Genomic DNA, 26,982 nt, shown 5'->3' on the forward strand with positions numbered 1-26,982 from the left:
GGCCTTTTTTATGTCTCTGAGTAGTGGGTATCCTTTAAGGATTTACGTTGCGGTTGATAGGGTTTTGTAACGAGATTAACGTCTCGGTGGATTGAACTTCATCAATCGCCTGCAACTTATCAATCAGGACAAATTGCAGCTCTTCAATCGACTTACACATCAGTTTAACGAAAATATTGTACGCCCCTGTGGTGTAGTAAGCTTCAACCACCTCATCGAGTGCGTTGAGCTTCTCTAGTGCTGAGTGATAGTCACGAGCTGCATTAAGGTTGATACCGATAAAACAACACACATCGTAGCCAAGCTTCTTGGTATTAACGATGACTTCGGTTCCCTCGATGATCTCCGCCGATTTCATTTTCTCAATCCGCACGTGAATCGTGGCTGGGCTGACATCGAACTGCTTGGCCATTTCCGCATAAGGCGTTCTGGCATCGGCCATCAGGGTTTTTAAAATTGCGCGATCGAGGTCATCGAGTTTCGGCATGCTCGTATTCATACGATTCGTTCCATGGTTTTTGTTATGGGTTTATTTTAACCAGCTTCGCATTTACTGCAAGAAAGCCAGTAGTGAGGTAAACTCAGCGCCAGTTATCGCGATTTTTTATTGGAGCCTCCTTTTGCAACTGCAATTGATTTGTGAAGACCCGTCTCAACAGTCCCATCTTGATGAGCTTGCTGCTCGCTGGCAGTTGACCCATTCTGACGACAGTGACTTTGCTTTAGTACTGACTGATGAACGTTTAGAGCTGCGTAAAGTGGATGAGCCTAAGTTGGGCGCGATTTTTGTCGATTTGATTGGTGGAGCGGTCGGGCATCGTCGTAAATTCGGTGGCGGCAAAGGTCAGGCAATCGCAAAAGCGGCTGGCTTAAATAAAGGCGCAACGCCAACGGTTCTGGATGGAACGGCTGGCTTAGGCCGAGATGCATTCGTACTGGCTTCTCTGGGCTGCAAGGTACAGATGGTAGAGCGTCATCCTGTGGTTGCCGCGCTGTTGGATGATGGTTTGGCTCGCGCAAAACAAGACCCAGAAATTGGAGCTTGGGTTTCGGAGCGAATGTCGTTGATTCACGCTTCAAGCCATGATGCGCTAGAAAAACTGGCGCAGGACAGTGATTTTGTAAAGCCAGATGTTGTGTACCTCGACCCTATGTACCCGCATCCGGAGAATAAAAAGAAATCCGCATTAGTGAAAAAAGAGATGCGCGTATTCCAGTCTTTGGTTGGCGCTGATTTAGATGCGGATGACTTGCTAGAGCCCGCAATGGCACTGGCTACCAAGCGCGTAGTGGTTAAGCGTCCGGATTACGCCAACTGGTTGCATGACGAAAAACCAAGTATGGCGATAGAAACAAAAAAGAACCGCTTCGACGTTTATGTTAAAGCCTCAATGGCGTAACTTTTTGACTCCTAACTCTTTCACTCCATAGCGCGAAATTTCGCGCTGTGATCCCGCTTTTCTTTCGTGACAACGAACGACATTTTCCACTTGCTAATTCGGCATACTGACGGTATATCTAAGTAAGAATTATTATTATTTCACACGTCGATGAAATAATGATTAGCTATTTGGAGTCGTCGTATGGCTAAACGCTTATGTAAAATGAATCGCAAACAGATCGCAACCAATCTGGGTGATATCCACCGCTTGGTGGTCGCGCCAAAATTTGTCTGTCGCTCGTGCGCGCGTTCTTCTGCTTCTAAAAATACCTTGTGCAAGCCCGCTGCTATTCCGCCGCAAGCTTGCCAAGATAAGCCACTTCACGAGCAGCAAGCTTGTGGGCTGTTGGCTGAAGCACTTCCAGCAGAGCCTATTGCAGTGACGCCAAAGCAAAGCGCAGAAAAAGCAGCGATCGTTAAACGAGTGGTCGAAAGAGTAAAAGAGAAAAAACTGGCTGCTCAAGTGACACCGCCTGTCGCTCTCAAAGCGCCAGACCTATTCGACTTAGCCGACAAAAAATCACTCAAGAAAGCCAAGAAGACGCTGAAGAAGCATTACAAGCAACAGAAGAAGTTGCTTAAATTGGCCAAAAAGCAGCAAAAACTGCTTAAACGCCAGCGCAAGTTAGAGGCACGCAATGCCAAATTGGAAGTGATGTTGCCCACGCCATTAACGGCTGTGATGAGTGAAAGCCAGCAAGCTAAAGTGCATTAATCGAATGAAAAAAAAACGCTCTCCATTTGGAGAGCGTTTTTTTATTGTCTGTGGTTTGTTACTTATTTGCGTAACTCATCTCAACGCGTTTTTTCACCCAGGTCTCATTAACCCAAAGCGAAAACATAATGATGGCTCCGCCGATGGCCAGCCGCACAATGTCGACATCTCGGTTCCAAATCACGATGTTGACAATCAGGCCTGCTGGGACGAGCGCATTATTCATGACTGCAAGCGCGCCAGCGTTGACTAAGGTGGCGCCTTTGTTCCATGCGAAGTAACCAAAGCCTGATGCGATCAAACCAAGGTAGGTCAGTATGCCCCACTGAGTAGCGGTGGTTGGCAGCTTGTCTACGTTCCCCATCAATGCAAATGCGACCGTTGCCACGCACAATGCGCCCAAGTAGAAGTAACCAAATACGGTATGCTGAGGCAGGTCGACTGGCTCACTTTCCATGATGTATTTGTAACCCACCTGACCGATGGCAAAGCAGAGGTTCGCGCCCTGGACGACCAAAAAGCCGAGCAGGAAGTTTTCGTTGATGCCTGCAAACTTAATCCATGCCGCACCGACAACCGCAATCAATGCCGTGACTAAATACCAAGGCGAAAAACGACCTTTGAGAAAATCATAAATCAGCGTGACGTAAATAGGGGTGAAAACCGTGAACAGCAGGACTTCTGGTACCGAAAGGAGCAAGAAAGACTGATAGTAGAAGCAGTACATCAAACCGAGCTGAAAGCCGCCGACAATCATCAATTTGGCGATCAGCGATTTAGGTACGCCACGGAATTTCAGAAATGGAATAAATACGATGCTGGCGAGCGCCACACGCATAAATACCGAAAACCAAGAATCAACCTGACCGGCGAGATATACGCCGATCAGGCTAAATGAAAATGCCCAAAGCAGGGTGACTGCAGATAGATAAGCCATGGATGAGAACTTTTATCAATAACAAATATGTCCGCAGTCTAACCAAGTTTTCTTAACGCGCCAATCAGTCTTTTAGCGGTATGACCAGCATATCGACGGGTGAGCGATTAATTAGCTGGCGTGTCGCAGAAAGAATCTTGCTCCAGAAATCCTGATGATGACCACAAACTACCAAATCAATGTTGAAGTCCTGAATGGTATCGCAAAGCTCATTACTTAAATCACCACTACCGACTAAAGTATGGGTGATCGGGTATTCAGCGTATTCCGCAAAATTGGCTAATTGAGTACGCGAGGCTTCCATGGCTTGGTGCTGTGCTTCTGCCATGTTGATATCGATAAGCCCGGTGTAGAGCTCGGCATAGTTCACATCGATGTGAATGAAAGAGACTTTCGCATCCAGAGGTTTAGCCAGAGATACGGCTTTCTTAATCAACACTTTACTGTCGTCTGACAGGTCTACTGCCACAAGTATGTGTTTGTAACTCATATTGCTATCTCCTTGTAAGGTCATATACCCAAGTAACCTCGAACTGACCCCAGGGCTAAGGCTCTGACTTAATGTATCTTGAAGTCACTTGGGTATAGTTTCAGATTAGCACTAACCCCCAATAAATTTTGCTAAAGTGATCTCATATCAATATTCTAGGTAGAAAGTCTTAATGTGTTAATCATGTTATAGTTGTATGAAATGCAGGAATATAAACAGGAGCTAACATGCTGTCTCAAACTATGGTCGAACAATTGAATGAGCAAATTAATCTAGAATTTTTCTCATCCAATCTATACTTACAAATGAGTGCTTGGTGTGAAGATAAAGGTTTTGAGGGCGCTGCTGAATTTCTACGCAAGCATGCGGTAGAAGAGATGGAGCACATGCAACGCCTATTCACCTATGTAAGTGAAACCGGCTCAATGCCAATTCTAGGCGCGATTGATGCACCAAAGCATGATTTTGCAAGCTTGGGTGATGTGTTCCGTGAGACTTATGAACATGAACAAATGATCACAGAACAAATCAATAAGTTGGCGCATGTAGCATTTACAAGCCAAGACTACTCAACATTTAACTTCCTACAGTGGTACGTAGCTGAACAGCACGAAGAAGAGAAGTTGTTTAAAGGGATCTTAGATAAGATCGAACTCGTTGGTGAAGATGGTAAAGCGTTGTTCTTCATCGATAAAGATCTAGCACAAATGGCGAAAGAAGGTTCATCTTCAATCATGGATGCTCCAGCTGCATAAAGCGTTCCCCAGCGCGATAAGTAGCGGTTAAAAGACAAAGCAGTGATCGTCTTTTTCTCTTGAGCATTGTTGAAGATGTAGGGAGGAAAAGATGATCAGTGGAGACACAATCTTATTTGCGCTAATGGTAGTAACCGGAGTTAATATGGTCCGGTATCTGACCACTCTTCGTTCTTTAATTCACATCATGCGTGAAGCCCATCCGTTGTTGTACCAGCAAGTGGATGGTAATGGGTTTTTTACGACCCATGGAAATGTCACTAAACAAGTGCGTTTGTTCCACTACATCAAAAGCAAAGAGTACCATCATCACCATGACGAGGTATTCACGAGCAAGTGTGAGCGTGTGAGAGAGCTGTTTGTCCTTTCAACTGCATTACTTGGCGTTACGCTGCTCGCGGCTTTTATCCTTTAAATTGGATAAGAAAAGGCCTTCGTTCGGTGCTTGGAATTTAAGCGCTTTTCCCGGTAAACATTTCTCGGTAGAATGTCGCCCGAACAAAGCAAGGATGTGCATTGAGCACATCCTTTTTTATTGTTTTGGATTTTGGATAGAGCCTAAGAGTTACCGATGAGTAAGAAATTTGATGTAGTAGTAATTGGCGCAGGCGCTGCGGGTTTGATGTGTGCTGCAGAAGCCGGTAAGCGAGGCCGCAGCGTATTAGTGCTCGACCACGCGAAAAAGCCTGGGCGTAAAATTCTTATTTCTGGCGGTGGCCGTTGTAACTTCACTAACTATGACGTGTCGGCCAATAACTACCTATGCCAAAACCCTCATTTTGTAAAATCGGCATTGTCTCAATACACCAATTGGGATTTCATCGCTATGGTCAGCAAGCACGGAATCGAGTTTGAAGAACGTGACCATGGGCAGCTGTTCTGTGTGGATGCATTCACAGCCAAAGACATTGTAAAAATGTTACTCGCAGAATGCGATATGCCAAATATTCAGCAGCGCTATCAGTGCGATGTTCACTCTATCGAAAAACTGGACGCTGGATTCCGACTGCATGCAGGCACAGAAGTGGTTGAGTGTGAATCATTGGTTATCGCCACCGGTGGTCTATCGATGCCAAAACTGGGCGCGACGCCATTTGGTTATAAAGTCGCGGAGCAGTTCGGACTTCCTGTCATTTCAACCACGGCAGGCTTGGTGCCATTTACGCTGCATAAAGAAGACAAAGAAGATTTCGCAGACCTGTCTGGGATTGCTGTGCCAGCAGAAATCACGGCTGAAGACGGCACTATGTTCAAAGAAGCGCTGCTTTTCACTCACCGAGGCTTGTCTGGCCCTTCTGTTTTACAAATCTCGTCATTCTGGCGAGCTGGGCAAAAGGTTTCTATCAATCTGGTACCGAATGATGATATTGCCGTACTGCTGGAGCGCAGCCGTGAGAAACATCCAAATCAATCACTGAAAAATACACTGGCGAAAGTCCTGCCAAAGCGCTTGGTGGAAGTGTTGATCGAACGTAAAGAGTTAACCGACAAGCCACTGAAGCAATTTAACCCGAAAGAGCTGGCTGACATTGTCGCGCGTTTAGAAAACTGGAATGTTGCGCCTAACGGCACAGAGGGTTACCGAACTGCGGAAGTCACACTAGGCGGTGTGGATACCGACCATCTCTCGTCGAAAACCATGGAGTGCAAAAACATCCAAGGTTTGTACTTTATCGGCGAAGTGATGGATGTGACAGGTTGGTTAGGCGGCTATAACTTCCAATGGTGTTGGAGCTCAGGTTTCGTTGCCGGGCAGTGGGTGTAGTCTCAATACAAAAAATGCTCAGCCGCGCTGGCTGAGCATGTCACAATATTCGTTTCTCAATCATTTGGCGGTGTTAACTGCGCTGAATTATTCTTTCGGTATTTCTCGTACCAATCTCAACATACCGCTTGTTCTGCGTAATTGGTTTAGTAAGGAACCCCATCCGCTGAAGTCGACCGTATAGTAGTGTAAATAGTCGCGGTCCAATAAAACGGTATCCGACGTGATTGTCATATTCTGGTATACCGCACTCTTTTGTCTGGCTGAAATTGCTGTGTGATATCCTATTATCGTTTCATCTGTTGAATAGGGCGTATTGCCTAAATCCTCAATTTCACTTTGAGATACGTTGATTGCGTAACTGAACGCTGGATAGTTTGCTGGTACGCACTGCTCGTTGTAAATCCCTATTAACTCTTTGATATTTGGCAGTCGCCAAGGATGCTCGAGTGTACCTAGCTGTTGGTTTTCACTCTCAACGGCGTCCATGCTCGCTTGTCGGATGTTCGAGTTATAATTACTATCGCTTAGCTCATAAGGTACGGTAGGAACGCCTAAACACACATCTTGTTGGCTATCGAATGTTTGACCGACGAAACAGTAGCTCCATTGCAATCCCGTTGTTGCGTCGTTAATTACCTTATAGTCACCAATATCTGTTGCTAAGACGTCGTGGGAAAAGCGATTATTTGGGTTGAGATCAGTGTCGGCCCCACATTGTAGTTCTGGCTCAGCGGCGAATGCAGACGCGACGAAAAACGTTAGGCTTAAACTTAAATATTTCACACTATAGTCCTTGTTACTGTTCGAGATAAAAGCCATCACTGACCAGAATTAGCGAGTTAGAAAGTCCAATACTTTTGTGATAAGTACCGAAATTGACGGTGTTTAATACTAGGTTTTCGGTGCTATTTAAGTTTTCTGCATCCAGCCACATGGTTTGCATGTTTGGAAAGTATTGGGTGTCGACGTTAGCCGGTAAATTCTTGCCAAACTTACGTGGATTACCGAAATTGAGTATGGAGACGGACTCCTGCAAAGTAGGTAAGCGCCAGTTACTTAATCCACAACGTTTCTCTTTATCGAACCACTGGATTTGATTGGCTACTGTACACTGATGAGGGTTGGTAGAAACTTCGTTACTTCCGTGCTCCGTGCATGTGGCGCTGAATTCGGTTGCCTCTTCTACAGGCTGGATGATGAACTGGTTGTCGCTGTCGTATACTGAGTACGGATCTTCTTCTTTACGGCGATGTTTTGTTTCCCAAACAAGTCCGGTGTGAGCATCCAAAACACAGGCAAAAGGCTGAGTGTTGTAACTCAAATCCTGACGAGCAAGAGGTTTTCCTTGTTGATCGAGCTTGACGTAACGCGCACCAAGTAAACCATCCTTGTTGCTATTCTCATCTTTTCCCGTGAGTGGGTCACAAGCAAAACTATTGTCTCGACCACGTGAACTATCGTCTCCAACTAAGCCTTTTGTTGCTCTTGAATCAGCGGTGTGGATTCGGCGAGGAGAGTAAGTCATCTGTGCACTAGGGCTACCAATGTTACTTTGCACACGGAGGTAATATTGTGTGTTTAAATCCAGGCCAGATATAGTGGCACGTTGTTTTTCAGTTGGTAGAGTATTCTGAGCGTAAGCAAGCTGAGTAAAGCTGTCTTCTCCCCAAGCTAATGTATAGCTTGACGCGCCCGGTTGAGAATCCCAGCCAATCGTCACCCAAGAACCTGACGCATCTTCTCCTCTTCCTTCAATTCGTAACCCCAGTAGTTGATTCTCGTCGACTAGCGATTGGCAACTGGCATCTAAACTATTGACTGGATACACCGTTACCCAGTTACCTGGTCGAACCCCACTTGGAAAATAATATTGATCCGGTTCTGAATCCCCTAGCAGAGAGGTCATTGCTTGAACTATATGAGAAATATTGACGTCGATATTCTCAATCAGAACCTGGCCGATAGCGTAGTTTGAAGCAATACGGTTTAACAGCGTTTCTATTGTGGGATAGGCATTGCTGTCACTGACGCGGTATTTACTTAGGTCAATATTGAGGAGTGCAAGTAAATCTTCGTATAGATTTGCCCGTTCAGATAAATTAACCAGTGAACTAAACAGTTCGCCTTTGGCCTGCAGCGCTAAAAATGAAGCTAAAAGCTCAACTTGCTGGCGTGGCATTTGATTATATTTTTCAATGACTTGTTCATTGGTTTGAGGAACAAGGTAGGCCAGACTCCCCGCGGAGGATATTCCAGACTTTAATAGCATTGCGGATTGCGCAGTGCTGATATACCCGACATTAAGGCGCTGAAACTCATCGTGTTCAAGCACACCGTTACTGTTACCTTGTTGTGTATCCAGATTGGCAATTTCACAGAAGGAGCCTAGTACAGAACGCAGTTCCACACTCGTTTTCTCATCACGAAGATGAATAGTCAGAGTGTCTTGCATTTCATCGGCAGTGTACTCATAGCCAAACTCGTCTAACTTTCCTGGGGCACAGCGTGCATAGTTATTATCGATATCGCGCAAGGCAATGGTGGTAACAAAGCTACTTTCAGCGCTTAAGTCTAAGCTGTGGTGACGCTGTCCAGTACTGCTGATCAAGCTCACCGGCTGGTGGCGAAGAGGGTAACGACCGGAATCGTCGTATAAAACAGAATCTTTACCCGGAGAGTGGCGGCTACCTAGAATTATACTCAGTGATACTTGCTCCAACTCTTTCGGAAAACGGCCACTGATTTGAAGCTGACGTTCTGGCGCTATCGCCAAAATTGAGTGCTTCAGTGGATGGTTGTGATTCGCCATCACCAACTCATTCACCCGCCATTGATAGCGATAAGACTTTTGCAGTTGTGCAGGGATGGATTTTGTGAGCTCTTTGTATATGCCAGGTTGCTCATCCGCTGACAGTATTTCGTTTTCATAATGCTGCCATAACGTATAAGAAGGAGCGGTTTTAGCTTTCTCTAGAATTTTTGTACCTATTTCCTCTAATGAAAGTTCAGCCCGTGACCATTGCATTGGCGCAACCGCAAAGACGTAGTTGGGATAATCATTGGTTTCTAGCTCTAATTGATAAGCTTGATACGCGCGACGCATCTGTTCTGCACTAAAGGTCAATACGGCTTTTTCACCGTTAGGGTGGTCAAAAACACCTAACTCATCGAGAGTGTCAGATTCGACGTCGATGCTGTAGCTGCCTTCAAATCTTGTGGCTTCTTGTTGGTCGGGATTAAGTAATGCGATTTGCTCATCAAGCGCCTGTTTTTGTGCGCCGCTGATGGGTAGCGCTATATCGCTTTGTTCGCTAAGCATCTGGTATAGCGCAGCCAACTCAAGCACCAAACGTTGGTTGTAAACAAGTTTTCCATGCACGGCGAAAGCTTGCTCAACACTCAGGTTGAACTGATTGTTTGTCGCGACACGATTACCATCCTGGATGAATAAAGTACGAAGTTGGGCAGTATTGAGCACGACAACACGCTGCTCTTGTGGCGTACTCAACGGTCCATTGATTCCAGCCCATTGTTCATCTGTCAGCGCTAACGTAAAGGTGCCAAAAAAGCGCGGGGACCACTCTGTTGATTGATCAGAAATATGGCTCTTTATTGCGCTTTTTTGCTCATCATTGAGCTCAACTAATGTCGTCCTGCTACTGTCTGACAAGTAACGGCGAACCGCTTCATTTTTTTCCGCATATGGTAGGTTGCCATAATGACTGAGCTCACCTTGCAGCAGGTGTTTGGCGACGGTATTGAATGCAATTGTCACTGGGTCTAGTGAGATTGTTGGTAGTTCTTTTTCATCGATATAGCCATCGTCGTTGCTGTCCATTTTCAAAATGTTGGTCAGCGTATCCAGTTCCGCTTGAAAGTACGATGCAGCTTGAACGTCAACGCTCGCATTCGCGTCTACTTGCGCCAATTTGCTGCTTTCTATGGTCACAATTTTGTCTAGTGGCCATTGCGATAACTGAAATGTGTATTCGAATCCCCCTTCAGCCATCGTGCTTTGCCACTGCTCACAAACCTGGCCAGAACAAACTTTAAATGCGTATACATCGTTTTCATGGCTGCCTGATACAGGGCCGGAAATAGTCATAGTTGACCGACCGTTGGGTAGCGTTGGCGGTGTGATAGTACCGCCGGTGCCTGACTGGGTCGACGTACCCGAATCGGCATCTGAATCTGAGGGATTACTGCTGCCAGAACCATTATCTACATTAGAGGGGGCTGGCGCTGATCCCTGTGGTTGGTCACTACAACCGCTGATCGCTAGCACGATTGTTGCAGACAAAACAAGCTGTCTAAAGAGCATGAATATTCCTTTATACGAAAATCAAAGCAAACAAGAAATAACGCATATACGCAATGTGGTGCTTATTGGTTGGACTGTGAAATCCTTCGTTATTTCGCTTAGTAAAAGAGGTTAATGCTAAAAAAATACATTTATACGATCAATGGATCTAAATATGATCAATAAACTGGCATTTATTATATAAATGAGATTGATTTTTACAACAGTATTGATAATAATTCTCACATCAAAAGAAATGTGAATGTTTTTTATGAAGGAATTGATTGTATGAATGGTTTTATGTCGCTAGTTAAGCGTTACATGCATGATGAGGAAGGAGCAACCGCAATAGAATACGGTATTTTGGCCGCAGGGTTAGCTGCTGGAATATTGGCAATTTTTGGTTCTGATGGCTTATTTATCAGTGCCTTAAAAGATAAGTTTCAAACAATCATTGATGGTATGAACATGGGATCTGGTGGCGAGTAACTCTTTTTTATTGTTGCAAATTATTACGGTGTTCTTGTTGCTTGTTATTGCATTGAACGATGTTTTTCAGCGCAAGGTTCCCAATATATGTTTGCTTTTGTTGTTATTCGTTGGCGTTACGGTTACGCCTTTTTATCTTCACTCGTTTTTGGCCGGGATCGCGATAGTGGTCTTTGGATTAGTGGCTTTCCACTACCGTTGGCTTGGGGCTGGTGACAGTAAGTTGTTAGCAATATGCGCCTACGCCTCTTTGGAACAGTGGTACTGGTTGCTATTAAAAACGGCTTTGTTAGGTGGAGTGTTAAGTGTCGCGTATTTGTTGTTTAACCACTTCGCAATAAGGGGAGTAATTGCGGCTAAGCCGCGAACTACCGTGCCTTATGCGGTCGCTATATGTATCGCTGCAACCACCACTATTCACTATATGTAGTTTATACCCATCATGAAAAAGTTAATTTTTGTGCTACTCGGAGGAGCGACCTTGGTCGCAATGCTGGTGGTGGCATGGTTGAGTACAACTCCAACCCAACCAGATAAGCCAGTCGAAGTGGCGTTAGAAGAAAAGGCCGTCGTACCAAGAATCTTAGTCGCGAAATACGGTATTCAAGCAGGTGCTTTGTTGAGAGCGGAAGATTTTCGCTGGGCGCCAATGCCATCTGATAGCAACACGCAACTTAACGACGTGTTTCTTGAAGGTTTTATCAAACCTGATGTGTTGAAAGGCAGCTTATTAACCCGCCGTTTGACTGCGAATCAACCACTTGCGGTATCAGACATTATTCGCCCAGAGCAGAACCAATATATGTCCGCGATGCTCTCGCCAGGCATGCGAGCGGTTACTCTGGAGATGAGCTTAGCAGGAATGAATTATGACCTACTAAGACCGGGTAATTACGTTGATGTCGTCTTAACTAGTGAGAACGAGCACACCTCAGAAAAGGGCTTTGGGGAAATCACCAAGCGTGCAACCAGCGTGATTCTAGAAAATACGCGCCTGCTCGCGATCAATAACACTCTGACAGATATTGTGAGCGGCCCAAAACATCAAAATGAAAGTGACATGTCGATGGCTGGTGGTGACACCTTACCGATTACCTTTGAGGTTACTCCAGAAGGGGCGCAACGTTTACTGCTAGCAAAAACGTTGGGGGATTTATCTCTTATCCTGCGTGGTTATCAACAGGACGAACAGTCTATGACAACAACAACCATAGCTACGCTCTGGGATGAGCAGTTGTCGGATAACCATCATCCGGATCGTAAACCTGAGCACACCATTCGCATTTTCAGTGGTGAAGATATCCGCACTCAAGAAAAGAGCACAACGAGATAAATCATGTCCTTGCTTCGAAATTTTATACTTTGCGTATCGCTGGTTTTGTCTATCTCTCCGTGGGCGGTAGCAGCAAGTCATACCTTGAACCTTACTATCAATCAAAACCGTTTGATTACGGTGAATGATGATGTGAAAGATATTTTTGTTTCTGACCCGAACTTAGTCGTGGTTCACGCACCTTCCAACCGTCACGTGATGGTCTCTGGTAAAGCGTTAGGAGAAACCGACATTCTGGTACTTGGGGACAATGCTCGCACACTCGCGCATTACAAGGTTGTGGTTGCTGCTGATCTGTCTCAACTGGAACGAGCCGTACAACACGCGTTTCCCGATGTTCAAGTGACGTTTGTTCATAGTAAGGGAGCGATCGTTGCTATGGGTGAAGTGGCCAATGCACTTCAGGCACATGAGATCCTGAGCATGGCATCTGGGTTTGCCAAAGGGCTACAAGAGGTAGACGAACAAACCTTAGCTGCGCCAACAAGCGAAAGTAGCAGTAGCTCTGGTCGCGGTGAAGGTATGGCAAAACCGGGTGGTGGCATGGGCGTCTACCCTTTGGTTGTTAACCAGCTTAAAACCGCGGGTAGCGCTCAAGTGAATATTTCCGTGCGTATTGTTGAAATGGAACGCTCGACCAGCGAACAACTTGGTTTGCGTTGGAGCTCTATCGGTAATATGCGCTGGGGTACATGGGACACGTTACAGACGGCACTGGGTGTAACGCCTGGTAATAAATTCCCAACCAATAATCTGCCATCAGGCCCTGGTCAGCACGGTCTTAATGTCATCATCGATGCATTAGTTGAAGACAGTTTAGTAAACGTTCTCGCTGAGCCGAATCTGACGGCTAAGTCTGGCGAGGCGGCGACCTTTATGTCTGGTGGTGAGTTTCCTTTTCCCGTCGACAACAGTGATGACGGTGTGAGTATTGAGTTTAAACGCTTTGGTATTTCATTAGAGCTGACGCCTACAGTCTTGAGTAATAAACAGATCAGTCTCACGGTTGCTCCCGAAGTTTCTACTTTGAGCCGCGAGCACAGCGTTTCTATTGCGGGTGTCGAAGTTCCAGGTATTGAAAGCCGCCGTGCCACCACAACGATTGAATTGGCAGACGGTCAGAGCTTTGCGCTGGCAGGTCTGGTGAGAACCTATCAAGACCACAAAATCGAGGCGCTGCCGTTTCTTGGAGAAATTCCTTTCCTTGCACCGCTTTTCAGCAGCAACAGCTTTAAAAACTCGGAAAGCGAGTTAGTGATTATCGCGACAGCACATTTAGTCGAGCCAACCAGCGACCCAAGTGAATTGACCACGCCATTAGATCGCTTCCGTCCTGCGAATCGATTTGAACGTTTGTTCTTACGCGACATGGGTGATGACCACGATGATAGCCAGCGTTTGTTTGGTAACTATGGATACAACTATTAAGGATGATGATGAAATTCGCGAAATTAGCTTTGACCACATTGACCCTTTTTCTGGTGGTCGGTTGTCAGCGTCCGTATCAAACAGAAACGCATGCAACCTTTCAGGACAAAACCTCTTTTACGACAACCACTGCCAACATTGAGCTAGACCTGAAAAACATTCTTAGCCAGGTGAACAAGCGTGAAGAAAAGGGACAGATTCGTCTCGTGTTACAAGGCGGTGATTTGGATCTGCAATCCCAGAAAAATCTGCGTAATCAGTTGATGACCTATCTGCAATTACCAGTGGAGATGACTTACCACTCGGACAAGCAGAGTCAGATTGTTGCTGAGCTTGAAGTGGTGTTAAAGCCAAACACGTGTCGATACAACCGTCAGTCTCTACCTATTTCAGCGTACGCCTGCCAGCAGCTACGTAATCATTACCTGAGTGTGGTTAACAAATCGACCTGGCACCATGGAGAAGAGTATCAGGAGCACAACAGTGCTCTGACAACAGGGGCGGTACAACGTTTGTTTAATAACCAACTTAAATCGGCAGAAAGACAGCCGGTGACAGGAGAGTAAATCGTGACTGAAAGAGTATTTAATGTTGTCGCGTTTGTTCTCGATAGCCAGAGTCAACTAGTCCTTGAGAGCCTAAAAAGCGATTTAACTACGCAAGATATTCAGGTGAAAAAAGGCGATATCGAAGCCGCAAGACTTTGGTGCGTCAAACAGGGAGCGCCTGATTTACTTATCGTTGATGGTGGTGACTGTCTGGGATTGGAAGCTGCGCTGCGTAAGCTGGCGGAGTATTGTCCACCGCAGATGAAGCTGATCGTATTAGGTAAAAAACAAGAAGTTTCATTATACCGAAGCCTAATGTTCGCGGGTGTGAACGATTACCATACTACACCGCTAAATGCCGACGCGATCCGACTGAGCTTACTGCACCTTCAAGGGCACCAAGTGACTAAGCCATTGCGTCATGGGCGCGTTATTTGTGTGTTGGGAAGCACTGGTGGGTGCGGCGCAAGCACCATCGCAGCCAACCTGGGTTACTTCTTAGCTGAGAAACAACATCAGTTTGTTGCCTTGGTGGATTTTGACCTGTTCCACAGCCAACACCCGATCCTATTGGGCGCTGATTATGACCCACATTTGGAGCACATCATTGCTGATGCAGATCGTATCGACGAAACCTTGCTGGCGCACAGTAGCCAGCAACTGACAAAGCATCTGCATCTGTTTTACGGTCAGGACAGCCAGCTGCCGCACGACGACGTACAGCAACCGGCAGAGACAATCCAAGCGCTGGCTGAGCACTACGCAACGGTGATTGTGGATGTGCCGAATCTTAACCACCCAGCGATGCCTGCAATTGTAGAACAGGCAGATAACTGCATTTTCGTCACCGACTACAGCCTGAATAGCTTCCGTTATCTGGCAAAGCTGCGCGCCAATACACCGCTGAAACACCAGCGACAAATCTTGGTCGGCAACTTGTGCCGTCATGCCAAAGGCCGAGTACCCAAGCAGGAAATCACCAAGGCTCTGGGACTGGAATTGAGCGTTGAACTGCCGTTTGACGCCAAGGCGTTTGATAAAGCGGAAAGAGAAGGCAAACCGCTGTTGGCTGAGCGTTCGAAGTTCAGCAAAAAAATCCATCAATTAGGGCAAGTGCTGGGTGCCGCTTCGGCGGAGCAGAAAGGGTAAGTCGATGTTTAAGCAAGATGTGTTAACCCACAAGACCCGCAGCCACGAACTGCTTTCGATGACGGATGACGCCAAAAGCGCATTTTACGAACTGGTCGACCCATCGATCGCCGCGAGCTTATCCCGTGATGAGCTGCTGCCGCGTGTCAAAGACGCACTCAACGTCATTTCAGGGCGGAAAATGTTGCCCTATAACCGTCAGGAATTGGCGGTCTTAGGTTTGCAACTGGTCGATGAAATGGTTGGCATTGGACCCATTCAACCTTTGCTCGAAGACCCAGAAGTCTCCGATATCTTGGTTAATGGACCTGAAACAATTTACGTCGAACGACGTGGCAAGTTAGAAAAAACCGATATTCGCTTCCGTGATGCCAAACATGTACTCAACGTTGCTCAGCGGATTGTAAACGCGATCGGCCGTCGGGTAGATGAATCCAATCCGATGGTGGATGCGCGACTAAAAGACGGCAGTCGGGTCAACGTCATCGCGCCACCTTTAGCGTTACATGGGACCTGCATCTCGATCCGTAAGTTCCCTGCGAGTAAGTTGATGCTGTCGAATCTGGTCGACAACGACAGCCTGTCCGAGCAAATGGCGGAGTTTCTCGCGTTGGCGACCTATTGCCGCTGTAACATCTTGATTTCCGGCGGTACGGGTTCGGGTAAAACGACCTTGTTGAATGCGCTGAGTCGGCACATAAGCGAAGACGAACGTATTCTGACCATCGAAGACGCTGCTGAGTTGTCTTTGGCGCAGCCCCATTGGGTGCCGCTTGAAACCCGTAATGCCAGCACTGAAGGTAACGGCGAAGTGACGGTACGCGATCTGGTGAAAAACGCCCTACGTATGCGTCCGGATAGAATTGTACTGGGTGAAGTTCGTGGCGCAGAAGCATTCGATATGTTGCAAGCGATGAATACCGGTCACGACGGCTCGCTGTGTACTTTGCATGCCAACAATCCACAAGATGCGATTGTGCGCTTAACCAATATGCTGCAAATGGGCGGAGAACGTTTGTCCGACCATATTATTCGTAGCCAGATTGTCAGTGCGATTGACCTGGTCGTGCAACTTGAACGTATGCGCGACGGGCGTCGCCGGATCACCGCCATCAGCGAAGTGGTTGGAATAAACGGTGAACAAATCGAACTCAGTCCAGTGTTCCGTTTTGAGCTCATTCGTGCTGAACAACAGCATATCTATGGTCGATTTAGCGCTCAGTCCGTTTCCTCTGCTTTGCTTGAAAAAGCGGCTCATTTTGCCAAGGAAGATGCATTGCGTCAGTGCGTGGAGAAGTCTTCGTGAACCTACTGATTGTCTTGATTGTTTTCTGGTTGGTTGCAGGCAGGCTGGTCTGGCTCACCATCCAACGTCAGGAACATTGGCAAGGTCAGCTTAAGCGCTACACCTTGTTAAACCTGGATACTGACGCCGACCAGCGCCAACCATTCTGGTGTCACTGGATCTGGTATCAAAACCTGCAAACTTTTATCAGCCCAGCCAAATTAAAGCAGTGGCAGCTTGGTTTGGTTGCGTCCATTTTGCTAGCACCGACAGTACTTTGTTTTAACGGTATGGACTGGTACGTGTCACTGCCGCTCAGCCTGAGTACGGCATTACTGGTGGTGTGGTTCGCCTATCAACAATTGCAGCAGAAAGCCAAAGACCAGTTTCGCGATGAATTACCGGATGTCATTGATGGCTTAATCCGCGCGCTGCGCGTTGGTGCACCGATGGCGGATGTGTTTCATGAGATGGCCCAGCAACATCAGGGCGTGACTGCTCGCTTGTTTGACAACATGCATGATGAGTTGAAGGTCGGCCAGACGCTGGACGAAGTAATGAAAAATGCCGCGCGTCGTATGCCGATTGCTGAGTTTCGTTTTCTGACCATCGTTCTTAGCCTACAGCAGGAAACGGGTGGCCGTTTAACCGGAGTGCTGGAGCGACTAGGGCTTACATTGAGATCGCGCGCGGAGCTCAATGCCAGTATTCAAAGCATTACGTCCGAGTCGCGCAACTCTGCCAAAGTCCTCGCTGCACTGCCAGTTTTGGTGTGTCTGGTGCTGTTTACCACTGGACGCGAGCATTTTGATTTTCTGATGACCTCGAATGGTGGGCAAATCGTCATGGCCTATGTCGTGGGCAGCATTTTGGGTGGATTGTACCTGATCCGCCGTATGACTCAGCTAAAGGGATAATTCATGGGGCAATGGTTCGTTTCGTCAACCTCGCTTGCCGCTCTGTTGGTAGCGGGTGTGGTGTTGATGTCTGTGTTGCTGTGGTTGTTCTTATCACAGCAGTCTCAAAGTTGTTGGCAGGCGCAGTGTAAGCGTTACTTAAACCCTGGTAATGATAATGCTGTGATTGAGACTTCGTCATCGTCATTTCTCGCCGGGTTAGGTGTGTTGTATCCCACTTCTGACAAAGAGAAACAGCGCCTGCAGCAAATGCTGGAGCATGCCGGTATTGCGTCTTCGACTGCCTTAAATTCGGTGCGCGGCGCCAAGCTTGTGCTCGGTTTGTTTAGTGCGAGTGCCGCTCTGATTTGGCAGGCGGTATCTGGAGAACTGCTCGATGCATACACCCTAATGATGACGTTAATCGGTTATGTGTTGGGGTCAAACTTACCGGAATACTGGTTGCGCCGCCAAGCCAATCAGGCTCAACAGAAGCAGCAGCAAGTCGTGCCTGACGCCATCGACTTGATGGTGATCAGTGTGGAAGCCGGGCTGTCGCTGGAGCGTGCATTGGAGAAAGTCGGTCTGTATTTACTCGATGTTGAGCCGATGTTGGCGCGACAGTTATTGCGCACTCACGCAGAGATTCAGGTGCGGGGAGAGTCTGCACAGTGTCTGAAAAAGCTGGCGTGGCGCACGGGGCTGAAAGAGATAGAACGTCTCGCCAGTACGCTAGCGATGGCCGAGCGATATGGCTCTCCTTTAGCGGAAACCATGCGCACCATCAGCGCTGATGCCAGACAACTACGCAAAATGGCGTTGCAGGAGCAAGCTGGTAAGTTGCCGGGACGCATTACGCTGATTCAAATGGCTTTCATTATGTTGCCACTGATGGTGCTGATCGTCGCACCGACCATGAACTTGTTATTGGAGAGTTTAAAATGATGACGACAAACCCGACCAAATGGCTGTTGTTGGTCTGTCTAAGCCCTCTGCTATTAGGCTGCGCGACGGCGAGCAAAGTGAAAAAGCAGACTGAAAATAATACTCAAGCACTAGCCGAAGCAGCATTCAATTATGGTCAGTATGGTAAAGCGGAGCAGCAGTATCTTAAGTTGCTCGAGCTCTCACCAGAAAATCTCACTTACCAAATGATGTTGGCTCGTAGTCAGTACCGTCAGGACAAGAAAGAAACCGCGATGGCGAAACTGCGTTATGTGTGCGCGAATCCGGAGCCTGTCTCTGCGCAGGCGTGTATGTATCTTGGCCGTTACTTGCTTAGCAACAGTCGTGTGACCGAAGCTATCGAGGTATATAAGTTAGGGCTACCGAAAGCGGACGGTCCACAGGTTGAAGCGCAGCTGCATAACGGCCTTGGTATCGCATTGTTGGGCAGTGATGCCTTACAAGCACGAGCGGCGTTACAACAAGCGATGATCCTTTCACCAGATAACCCTCATTTTCGTTCTAACTTGGCGATCAGCTATCTGCATGACAATCAGGTCGAGAGAGCTCGAACAACATTTTCTCCGCTCTTGGCGTATCAGCAGTTACCTCCGCAGGTAGAGCTGAATTTCGCGCTGTTGTTACTGGCAGAAGGTAATGAAGACCAAGCGCGAGCGTTACTTACTCGTCATTTACCCGCGAGCGAAGTTGAGCGCGATCTAGCTATCCTCAACGCGCGTTTGACGGCGATGCGGAATGCCCAATGAGTCGGTGTCGTTCTCGTCAGCGAGGTGTCATCAGTTTAGAAACCGCACTGCTATTTCCTGCGGTCTTAGCGGTGTTGTTAGCCTTTTTTGATATTACCCGTGTTCATTTGCAATACGGATTATTGGAACACGCGATGCGTAGCTCATTGCGGGTGCTGTTAGCAGAAGACTGGCGCGTTAAACCGTTGAATCCCTCTGTTATCAAACAAATGCTCGATGACAACAGCTACGGTTTTATCGACCAGGTCGAGGTCAGCATCATTCGTTATGACTCGTTGGAAGAGATGCTTCGAGTGGGGAAAGAGCAGGAAGAAGTAGAGGCCAGCGCGTTCTTTCGCCCGAGAGACCCAGTTTTTCAGGTGACCGCGACGCTCTCGACACAAATGGAAATCAGCCCTTTAGCCACGCTATATCCAGAACCCTTGGTGTTTACTAGCACTTTGATTGCTTCACAGGACTTGTTGTTCGATTAACTATGTTTCGATACCCGATTTTTTCCGCGCGTAAACGTCGTTTACAAGGCAGTGTCAGTCTGGAAGTTGCTCTGATCTTGCCGATGTTGCTGACCGTGATTGTTGCGGCGTCAGAAATTCTGACCATCCTCCGTGTGGAGCAACGCTTGGTGAACCTTAACTACAACATTCTTGAAATGGTGGGCAATCGCCGGACGTTGACGATTGAAAATAATATTGCCCAGCTCCCATATTTTAGTGGTTTTGCCGAGCAGCAACTCTCGAACATTGCCAAAGGCAACGTGAGTTTGTCTATCGCAATGCACAATGCAGCGACTAAGGAAACCACGCCAGTGATGGTGAGTTCTGCTTGTATGTTGAGTGGTAAATGGCCTGATTTTGACGTCGGTAGCTTGGTAGAAGTCGCGATCTGCTTCCAGCCTGACGACAGTGTTAGTAGTAACGCAATCTGGAAACTATGGCCAAATGGTCGCTTCCACTCTCATATGATCAGGGAGACGAACTGATGATGGCGCTATCTACATATTCTGTGTCTCGTCGCCATCAGGTTGGCGTGGTGTCGGTGTCGGCGGCGATATTTCTAGCCGGTATGCTGACTTTCTTTAGTTTTGTGTTGTTAGTGGTCGTCACCAGTACCACAGACAGCCGGTTATCTATGCTGGCGGATGCCGTGCTGTACTCTTCGTCTGACAGCGTAAGCGCAGATCAAGATGCCAACCAACTGTTGAACGCTAACGTTAGCGACGATGCAACGGGATTGTCGGCACCTCAATCGAGGTTAGATAAGCGTGATGACTTCACCACAGCGACAGTAACCGGAAAAGTTAAGGCGAGTGAGTTAGTGCTCAATGAAGAGTTAGTGACAGAAGACTTGATTATTCGTCACCAGGCTACCTCCCGATTACACCAGATGACACTAGAAATTGTCATCATGTTGGATGTTTCTGGTTCGATGGAGGGGGCACCAATGACTCAGGCGATGGACGGATTACGGGATTTTGCTGACATCTTATACGCCGAAGAAAGACGAAATCTGAGTAAAACCATCAGCATAGTACCGGCAACTGGATTGGTTAATGTCGGTTGGCGTCCTAATTTTCTTAAACCTGGTGCGATAGCAATTCCCCGCTCATTACGCACTTTGGCAAAAGAGCAGGGTTGGAAAAACCTGCTAAGTCCATCGGTGCCGGGGCGTTGGCGTGAAGCGATGTGCATGCAGTTGCCAGAGATTCAGTCGGATTTAACCAGCCCAGGAATGTTAAATCCAAGCTGGATACGCAGTTTGGAGCTCGGCCCTAAGCAGCAAAACATTCGCTTCTATCTGGAAACTCACAAGAAGCCACCACTAGGCGCGACTTACAAAAATGGCATGCCGTTGCATTCCTATATTCCAACTAAGAACTCACCGTATAACCCAGAGTGGAAGCACATGCATGCGCTGTTTGACACACTTGACTGTGGTGTCAGCAGTGTTCAGTCATACATGTCCAATTATCGTGAGTTTGTGCATGGTTTAGAAACGCTGTATCCGGAAATGAACACAAATAACGCTGAAGGTGTGATGTGGGCATGGCGATTACTGTCTCCAGAATGGCGTGGTGATTGGGATAAAACCAAGGGTGAACTGCCACGAGATTACGGTTTGAAAAGTAATAAGAAAGTCATGGTGCTGTTTACTGATGGTGACCACTTGATTGATCGAGAAGTACGCGATCGAAAACAAGTGATGTTATGTCGAGAGATGAAGCGAAAAGGAATAGAAATCATCGCGGTGGATTTCAACAACCGCTCACCGTCGATGAAATCCTGTGCCAGCCCGGGTGCTTATTATCAAGCGACCAACCGCACTATTCGCAATGTATTACAACAAGTGGCCACCACACTGAACAAAATTGAATTGGTGGAATAACTACCATTATGAAAGGAACTGTATGTCGTACCGAAAAGAGCAGCTAGAACGTTTACCTGAAAAAATTCAGGGGTTTATTCAGCAATTCTCAACCGCCCAGCTGGGAACCGTAGATTCACAAGGCATACCATTGGCGAGTTACGCTCCGTTTGTTCGTCAAGGCAACGACTTCGTCATGTTATTGAGTACCGTCTCGAAGCATGCTCGTAATCTGCAACAAACGCCGAGAGCGTCGCTGATGTTAGTTGAATCAGAAGATAAGGCGCGTCACTTGTTTGCTCGTGAGCGACTGGTCATAGACTGCGATGTCGTTTGTATTGATAAGCACAGCGAGGAAGCCTCACCGCTTAAGCAACAAATGCAGCAAAAGTACGGCGAGATCGTCGAGCAGTTGTGTGGCATGAAAGATTTTAGTTTCTACCGTTTTACACCACGCTCAGGTAACTACGTAAAAGGATTTGGTCAGGCGTTTCGTCTGGATGAGAGCCTTCAACACGCAGTGCATCAGACGGAAGGCCATACCGAGGAAGAGAAGCAGCTACAACCCGCTTAATTATTGCGAGGGCAACCTCGCATTTTTTCGATAACAATAGCGTAAAGCCGTACTGGCCAAAGCGCAGTGAAATTCAGCCCTTCATTACTACAGATAATCTACAGAATGAATTGGAACATGATTAAAAGATATGCCTTTTTAACTATAGGGGTCAGTGCGACAGGGCTGGGTATGGTTGGTGTGTTTATTCCGTTACTGCCTACCGTTCCTTTTGCGTTACTTGCGCTCTATTGCTTTAGTGTCAGTTCGCCTCGTTTTCAGTCGTGGTTGCTCGCCAGCCGTTTGCTCGGTCCAACGCTTAGAAACATTAAAGAAAATCGTGGCCTAACCATAAAAGAAAAGGTGCGAGTACTGATAGTGGTGTGGTGCTCGATACTGGCGACCGTCGTTTGGTTGCTCGGTGAACGACCGTCTGCACAAATTACATTGCTGGTGATTGCGCTTATCGAAACCTACATTATTTTGCGCTACAAGACGCGCGTTTATCCAGTTGAGGAAAATAAATGATAGGTAAGATTCCTCAATCCGCAAAACCTTGGCTTTTGGGTTCCGTAAGCAGTGGCGTGTTGGTTATTCTTGGTTTGGTCGGTCAATATTGGCTGGTGAGCCGAGTGTTCAGTGACAACTTTGAACCGATTGTTCTACAGGTGCTATTGGCGAGTGTGACTTTATTAGCGTTACGCTTTGGTGTGATTATTTTCCATCGTTACTTGGGGGCAAAAACGGCGCAGCAAGTGAAGCAGTCAATACGTAAGCAGCTGCTTGATAAATTGGCCGCTTTAAAGCCAGCCCAAATGACACCAGAGCTGCGTGGGAAACTCAATTACCTGCTTGGTGAAGGCGTGGAAGTACTGGACCTATATTGGGGGCTGTTTGTCCCTCAGTTTTTTATCGGTCTGCTTGGCCCTTTGCTAGTGTGTCTATTTATTGCATTCATAGACCCATTTTCTGGCTTTATCTTGCTGTTAATGATCCCTCTAATTCCAGCCATTTTAATGTTGGTGTTTAAACGTTTTGCCAGTGTCAGTGCGACCTATAAGCACAACTTGGCTCTGCTGACGGAGTTGTTTACTCAGAGCTTGCACGGCCTTCCCGTGCTAAAGCTGTACCAATATTCCAAAATTTGGGGAGCGGAAATTGAACAGCATGGTGAGGCATTACGACGCTCTACCATGTCGCTCCTCAAAACCAATCAACTGGTGATCTTATTGGTTGACCTGTTGTTTTCTCTGGGCACGATAGTCGCTGCGTCATTGTTGGCGATTACGCGTTATCAATTGGGTATTCTAGACGCAGCATCGGCAGCTTTTATTATTTTGGCCAGTGTCGAGCTGATACGTCCATTGTCTTTAATGGGAGCGTTCTTCTTTGCCGGTGCGCTGGGCCGAGAAGTGCAGGCTGACGTACAACACATCTTGTCTTTAGACGAAAATGAATCCCACCATCTTACACAGCAAAATCATGCCGTTGTTCTTGATGTTCGCGGTTTGACTTATGGTTATCCTCAGCAAGAAAAACTATTTCAGGGTGTCGATTTAAGCGTATACAAAGGTGAACTGGTGGTGCTGCAGGGGCCAAGCGGTTGCGGCAAATCCACCTTGTTCAAACTGATCCGTGGTCAGTTGATGCCCGATGCAGGTGTGATTACCCATCAGCCGATTGGTTACTTACAGCAGATGCCGTATGTGTTTCATCAGACACTGGAAGATAACTGTCGTATGGCGGCATCCAGTGCTACACAAGATGAGGTGCGTGATGCGCTAAAACAGAGTGCGCTGGATGAATGGCTAGAGCACTCAGACACACTGTCATTGCATCCGGGTGAAGGCGGAAAGCATATCTCTGGCGGGCAGGCGGCTCGGCTTGGTTTATCTCGAGCATTTTTATCCGATCATGCGCTGATGTTAATCGATGAACCGACCCGTCAGTTGGATGAATTGACCGAACAAAAAGTGATTGATGCGCTGCATCAGCTCAAGCAGCAGGCCGGCGTATTGGTGATCAGTCACTCACCACGACTAATTGCTCAGGCTGATCGAGTCGTAGATGTCAGCCGTTGGCGCGATGTAACTAAAGTAACAAGCTCGGAGGCCTGGGCATGATCAATCAGTTATTAAATCTAGCTAAACCGCACTTAGCTCCGCTTGGTTTATCGTTGCTTTGTCGGATATTAAATCAGTTAGGCACCATTGCAATCCTCGTTGTCGCGGGGCAATACGCGCAAGAATTGTTTCTTGGCCAACAACCCGTATCGATTTGGCCACAACTGCTTTGGCCGTTACTTTGGATTGGTATCGGCAAAGCAATCTGTCGTTATATCGAGCAACTTTCAGGGCATAACGCTGCATTTCGTATCCAAGAAGACTTACGCAATCAAGTGTATTGGCGGCTAGAACAGCAAGCGCCGGACAATATTCACGACCTTTCGACCGGTGACCTCACCGCACGGGTAGTATCGGACATAGAGCGCATCGAAGTCTTCTATGCTCACACCATTGTTCCAGTACTCTCTGCACTGGTGGTGTCGCTATTGGTGACTGCTTACGGGTATTGGTTAGTTGGTCCAGCGGCAATCGTATTGGGTCTACTTCTGCTGGTTATTGGTGGTGTATTACCTGCGTGGCATCTCAATCGCAGCGCGAAGCTAGGGCAGAATATTCGCGATCAATTTGGTCTGTTGAATACCTTGCTGACCGATGTAGTCTCTGGTTTCAATGAAATACAGAATTGGTCAGCGATGGCGTTTTTTCAGCGCAAAGTAACCAAACAAGGACAAGCGCTTCAACGCTTACATAACACCTTAGCTGTCCGCAATGGTGTTAAGGATGCGCTGACAGATTTAATCATTGGTAGTGGCTTTATTGCCATGATTGTCTGGGCTTGGTGGCAGGGAGATCCGCTATCGTTAACGGCGCTATGTTTATATGCGGGCGCTTTCGGTCCGGTGCTAGCGCTGACGAGGACTTTTGAGGACTTGCCTCAGACGTTTCCTGCTTGTCACCGAGTTCTGACTATATTGGAAGCGCAGCCGTCAGCAGCACTTAGCGACGATACTAAAGCTCACGCCAGATCTGATTCTGAGGCTCTGCTCAGTGTCACAGGTTTAAGCCATCGTTATAGCCCTGATGCTGACTGGCTGTTTGAAAACTTATCGCTGTCGCTGCCTGCGGGAACGCATTTGGTCATCCATGGGCAAAGTGGAAGTGGCAAGACATCATTGCTGCGCTACTTGGCTGGTATTCATCTTTCCGAGACGACTCCGTTGCGGTTCACAGGCGAAGCGATTACCTGTTTGAATCGTGAATCAGCTTGGCTGAAAATCAGTTATATACCTCAACAGAGTGTGATTTTTCCCGCGTCTTTGCGCTACAACTTATCTCTAGGTGGTCACTATAGTGATGAAAAACTGATGCAAGCACTACGGCTAGTCTGCTTGGAGCCAATGTTCTTTGCATTATCCGATGGGCTAGATACTGAGTTGGGGCTTAATGGTACTCGTCTCAGCGGTGGAGAAGCGCAGCGGATAGCGTTGGCGAGAGCCTGGTTGCGCGATACGCCCGTTTATTTGTTGGATGAAGCATTCAGTGCGTTAGATAAACAGACCGAGATCGTTATTCGTCAGCGTCTTCGCCAAGATTGGCAAGACAAGTTAGTGGTTGAAGTCGCGCACCAGCCACAGGGGCTAAATCCGCACTGTGAACGCAGGCTGATGAAAGATGGTCAACTTACTCCCCTCAGTGACTAAAAGCACATAAACATGCCGGAGTTATCCGGCATTATAGATTACTGACAAAGGATGAGCATTGAGCAATTTTCTTCTTGTTTTGGATTTTAGCTCGAGCGTAAAGCGTTAACTGGCAAGCCGCCGAAGCATTTTACCCTTTGTATTTATATCCCCACCAGTCGTCCTGCTCCTCAATTTTCAAACGGAAGATGTTATTTGCCTCGCAGATAAATAGATAAGTCACTCGTTGACGGCTAATCAGCTATGCATGGCCTCGTCTTTTGGAATCTCCTGCTTTAGTTTGTTTCCCAAGTTCAGGTTTAGCCAATAGCGGAATCATCATGCGGTCTATGTTCTTCATCCTATCATTGTGTTTTTGCGGAACATTAAGTGCGCATGAACGTGATTCTGGTACCTCTTTAGAAGTTCTTGTGGGCGCGTCACTTGGTTACCGAACCATTGAAATCAGCGAAAGAGAAAGTGTTATGGAAGTGGCTGAATTTCAGACTGATGGCTTGAATGTCTCACCAAGCATTTCTCTCAGAACCGAGCCTAAATATATATGGCAAGACCGAAACTGGTCTTATACGTTTTCGGCTGACTTTTTTACTTCTAAATTTGATAAGCAAGTTGTGGGAGATGGTGGCGGTTATAACCGCGTTATTCAAAACAAAGGCACCAAAATAGAGGGTTTATCTCTGTATTTTACTCCCATCATCTACTACCAATTTAGGCGAGAAAAACCTGAGGGCTGGCAATATAGAGTCGGTGTTGGGGCTGGGTTGGGATACCAGGATCATAACGGCGAGTTTTTAATCACCAATCGAGTGCACCCCAATTACGGAAAGGTGAGAAAAATTAATCACTCGAAACTGGGTTTATCAACTGGTATTTATGCTGAGGCTAAATATAAAAGGCATCACATCGTATTTAATGGGGATCTCATTACCAATGCGCTATCTGGTGATGACTATCGGTATGTGGAAAATCATGTATCCATTACCTATCGCTATCAAATATATTCTTTTTCGCTGGATTTTTAATTTCTGACGCAGTTATAAAGCCGAGTATTTCTTA

28 protein-coding genes are annotated in these 26,982 nt (G+C 47.1%); 23 read left to right on the forward strand and 5 right to left on the reverse strand.

Going from position 1 to position 26,982, the window contains the following annotated elements; translation table 11 throughout:
- Nucleotides 1-34: 34 nt before the first annotated feature.
- Complete coding sequence (asnC, locus tag VER99_RS00295; protein WP_024372756.1) at nucleotides 35-499, reverse strand: transcriptional regulator AsnC; 465 nt, start codon at nucleotides 497-499, stop codon at nucleotides 35-37.
- 121 nt (nucleotides 500-620) lie between these two features.
- On the opposite strand from asnC, the gene VER99_RS00300 reads away from it, so the two are divergent.
- A complete protein-coding gene (locus VER99_RS00300) occupies nucleotides 621-1,400 on the forward strand; it encodes a class I SAM-dependent methyltransferase (RefSeq protein WP_024372757.1) in 780 nt (259 codons plus the stop codon).
- 183 nt (nucleotides 1,401-1,583) lie between these two features.
- The gene (locus VER99_RS00305; RefSeq protein WP_020336254.1) at nucleotides 1,584-2,156 is read left to right on the forward strand and encodes a hypothetical protein; all 573 of its coding nucleotides are present in this window, start codon (nucleotides 1,584-1,586) and stop codon (nucleotides 2,154-2,156) included.
- A gap of 58 nt (nucleotides 2,157-2,214) precedes the next feature.
- Here VER99_RS00305 and VER99_RS00310 read toward each other — a convergent pair whose 3' ends face one another.
- Complete coding sequence (locus VER99_RS00310; protein ID WP_020336255.1) at nucleotides 2,215-3,093, reverse strand: carboxylate/amino acid/amine transporter; 879 nt, start codon at nucleotides 3,091-3,093, stop codon at nucleotides 2,215-2,217.
- Between the two features lie 64 nt (nucleotides 3,094-3,157).
- Entirely contained in the window at nucleotides 3,158-3,583 is a 426-nt protein-coding gene (uspA, locus tag VER99_RS00315) for a universal stress protein UspA (RefSeq protein ID WP_014230471.1), read from the reverse strand.
- Nucleotides 3,584-3,810: 227 nt separating this feature from the next.
- Here uspA and ftnA point away from each other — a divergent pair, with 227 nt between their 5' ends.
- From ftnA to VER99_RS00330, 3 genes are all read left to right on the forward strand, one after another.
- Nucleotides 3,811-4,338: a non-heme ferritin gene (ftnA, locus tag VER99_RS00320; protein ID WP_014230472.1), complete on the forward strand. Its 528-nt coding sequence runs from the start codon at nucleotides 3,811-3,813 to the stop codon at nucleotides 4,336-4,338.
- Between the two features lie 91 nt (nucleotides 4,339-4,429).
- Nucleotides 4,430-4,753 (forward strand): universal stress protein UspB, encoded by a 324-nt coding sequence (gene uspB, locus VER99_RS00325; protein WP_014230473.1) that lies wholly within the window; start codon nucleotides 4,430-4,432, stop codon nucleotides 4,751-4,753.
- Nucleotides 4,754-4,909: 156 nt separating this feature from the next.
- Nucleotides 4,910-6,103, forward strand: coding sequence for a BaiN/RdsA family NAD(P)/FAD-dependent oxidoreductase (locus VER99_RS00330; RefSeq protein WP_020336256.1), 1,194 nt, complete (start codon nucleotides 4,910-4,912; stop codon nucleotides 6,101-6,103).
- Between the two features lie 87 nt (nucleotides 6,104-6,190).
- Here VER99_RS00330 and VER99_RS00335 read toward each other — a convergent pair whose 3' ends face one another.
- Nucleotides 6,191-6,889: a DUF1566 domain-containing protein gene (locus VER99_RS00335; RefSeq protein ID WP_020336257.1), complete on the reverse strand. Its 699-nt coding sequence runs from the start codon at nucleotides 6,887-6,889 to the stop codon at nucleotides 6,191-6,193.
- 13 nt (nucleotides 6,890-6,902) lie between these two features.
- Entirely contained in the window at nucleotides 6,903-10,427 is a 3,525-nt protein-coding gene (locus VER99_RS00340; RefSeq protein WP_020336258.1) for an Lcl C-terminal domain-containing protein, read from the reverse strand.
- A gap of 267 nt (nucleotides 10,428-10,694) precedes the next feature.
- Between VER99_RS00340 and VER99_RS00345 the strand changes: the two genes are divergently transcribed.
- The 18 genes from VER99_RS00345 (at nucleotide 10,695) to VER99_RS00430 (ending at nucleotide 26,948) form a co-directional block, all read left to right on the forward strand.
- Nucleotides 10,695-10,895 (forward strand): Flp family type IVb pilin, encoded by a 201-nt coding sequence (locus tag VER99_RS00345; RefSeq protein ID WP_020336259.1) that lies wholly within the window; start codon nucleotides 10,695-10,697, stop codon nucleotides 10,893-10,895.
- Between the two features lie 28 nt (nucleotides 10,896-10,923).
- Nucleotides 10,924-11,325 (forward strand): A24 family peptidase, encoded by a 402-nt coding sequence (locus VER99_RS00350; RefSeq protein ID WP_236614684.1) that lies wholly within the window; start codon nucleotides 10,924-10,926, stop codon nucleotides 11,323-11,325.
- A 12-nt stretch (nucleotides 11,326-11,337) separates the two neighbouring features.
- Complete coding sequence (gene cpaB, locus VER99_RS00355) at nucleotides 11,338-12,228, forward strand: Flp pilus assembly protein CpaB (RefSeq protein ID WP_076633422.1); 891 nt, start codon at nucleotides 11,338-11,340, stop codon at nucleotides 12,226-12,228.
- 3 nt (nucleotides 12,229-12,231) lie between these two features.
- Complete coding sequence (locus VER99_RS00360) at nucleotides 12,232-13,656, forward strand: type II and III secretion system protein family protein (RefSeq protein ID WP_020336260.1); 1,425 nt, start codon at nucleotides 12,232-12,234, stop codon at nucleotides 13,654-13,656.
- An 8-nt stretch (nucleotides 13,657-13,664) separates the two neighbouring features.
- Entirely contained in the window at nucleotides 13,665-14,222 is a 558-nt protein-coding gene (locus VER99_RS00365; RefSeq protein ID WP_020336261.1) for a hypothetical protein, read from the forward strand.
- Between the two features lie 3 nt (nucleotides 14,223-14,225).
- Complete coding sequence (locus VER99_RS00370; protein WP_020336262.1) at nucleotides 14,226-15,353, forward strand: AAA family ATPase; 1,128 nt, start codon at nucleotides 14,226-14,228, stop codon at nucleotides 15,351-15,353.
- A gap of 4 nt (nucleotides 15,354-15,357) precedes the next feature.
- A complete protein-coding gene (locus tag VER99_RS00375; RefSeq protein ID WP_020336263.1) occupies nucleotides 15,358-16,659 on the forward strand; it encodes a CpaF family protein in 1,302 nt (433 codons plus the stop codon).
- Nucleotides 16,656-17,555: a type II secretion system F family protein gene (locus VER99_RS00380; RefSeq protein ID WP_020336264.1), complete on the forward strand. Its 900-nt coding sequence runs from the start codon at nucleotides 16,656-16,658 to the stop codon at nucleotides 17,553-17,555. The genes VER99_RS00375 and VER99_RS00380 overlap by 4 nt, the downstream gene beginning before the upstream one ends.
- Nucleotides 17,556-17,558: 3 nt before the next feature.
- Entirely contained in the window at nucleotides 17,559-18,479 is a 921-nt protein-coding gene (locus VER99_RS00385; RefSeq protein ID WP_020336265.1) for a type II secretion system F family protein, read from the forward strand.
- Nucleotides 18,476-19,246, forward strand: coding sequence for a tetratricopeptide repeat protein (locus VER99_RS00390; RefSeq protein WP_020336266.1), 771 nt, complete (start codon nucleotides 18,476-18,478; stop codon nucleotides 19,244-19,246). The genes VER99_RS00385 and VER99_RS00390 overlap by 4 nt, the downstream gene beginning before the upstream one ends.
- Nucleotides 19,243-19,719 (forward strand): TadE/TadG family type IV pilus assembly protein, encoded by a 477-nt coding sequence (locus tag VER99_RS00395; RefSeq protein WP_014230487.1) that lies wholly within the window; start codon nucleotides 19,243-19,245, stop codon nucleotides 19,717-19,719. The genes VER99_RS00390 and VER99_RS00395 overlap by 4 nt, the downstream gene beginning before the upstream one ends.
- A 2-nt stretch (nucleotides 19,720-19,721) precedes the next feature.
- Nucleotides 19,722-20,225, forward strand: coding sequence for a hypothetical protein (locus VER99_RS00400; protein ID WP_020336267.1), 504 nt, complete (start codon nucleotides 19,722-19,724; stop codon nucleotides 20,223-20,225).
- On the forward strand, nucleotides 20,225-21,628 hold the full coding sequence (locus tag VER99_RS00405; protein ID WP_020336268.1) for a vWA domain-containing protein: 1,404 nt from the start codon (nucleotides 20,225-20,227) through the stop codon (nucleotides 21,626-21,628). Before VER99_RS00400 ends, VER99_RS00405 begins: the two co-directional genes overlap by 1 nt.
- A 22-nt stretch (nucleotides 21,629-21,650) precedes the next feature.
- Nucleotides 21,651-22,181: a HugZ family pyridoxamine 5'-phosphate oxidase gene (locus tag VER99_RS00410; RefSeq protein WP_020336269.1), complete on the forward strand. Its 531-nt coding sequence runs from the start codon at nucleotides 21,651-21,653 to the stop codon at nucleotides 22,179-22,181.
- A 117-nt stretch (nucleotides 22,182-22,298) separates the two neighbouring features.
- Nucleotides 22,299-22,688, forward strand: coding sequence for a YbaN family protein (locus tag VER99_RS00415; RefSeq protein WP_020336270.1), 390 nt, complete (start codon nucleotides 22,299-22,301; stop codon nucleotides 22,686-22,688).
- Nucleotides 22,685-24,283, forward strand: coding sequence for an ABC transporter ATP-binding protein/permease (locus VER99_RS00420; protein WP_020336271.1), 1,599 nt, complete (start codon nucleotides 22,685-22,687; stop codon nucleotides 24,281-24,283). The genes VER99_RS00415 and VER99_RS00420 overlap by 4 nt, the downstream gene beginning before the upstream one ends.
- Nucleotides 24,280-25,926: an amino acid ABC transporter ATP-binding/permease protein gene (locus VER99_RS00425; protein ID WP_020336272.1), complete on the forward strand. Its 1,647-nt coding sequence runs from the start codon at nucleotides 24,280-24,282 to the stop codon at nucleotides 25,924-25,926. The genes VER99_RS00420 and VER99_RS00425 overlap by 4 nt, the downstream gene beginning before the upstream one ends.
- 260 nt (nucleotides 25,927-26,186) lie before the next feature.
- Complete coding sequence (locus VER99_RS00430) at nucleotides 26,187-26,948, forward strand: hypothetical protein (RefSeq protein ID WP_236614683.1); 762 nt, start codon at nucleotides 26,187-26,189, stop codon at nucleotides 26,946-26,948.
- The last annotated feature ends 34 nt before the right edge of the window (nucleotides 26,949-26,982 follow it).

It is taken from the genome of Vibrio natriegens NBRC 15636 = ATCC 14048 = DSM 759 (assembly GCF_035621455.1).
GTDB classification, from domain to species: Bacteria; Pseudomonadota; Gammaproteobacteria; order Enterobacterales; family Vibrionaceae; genus Vibrio; species Vibrio natriegens.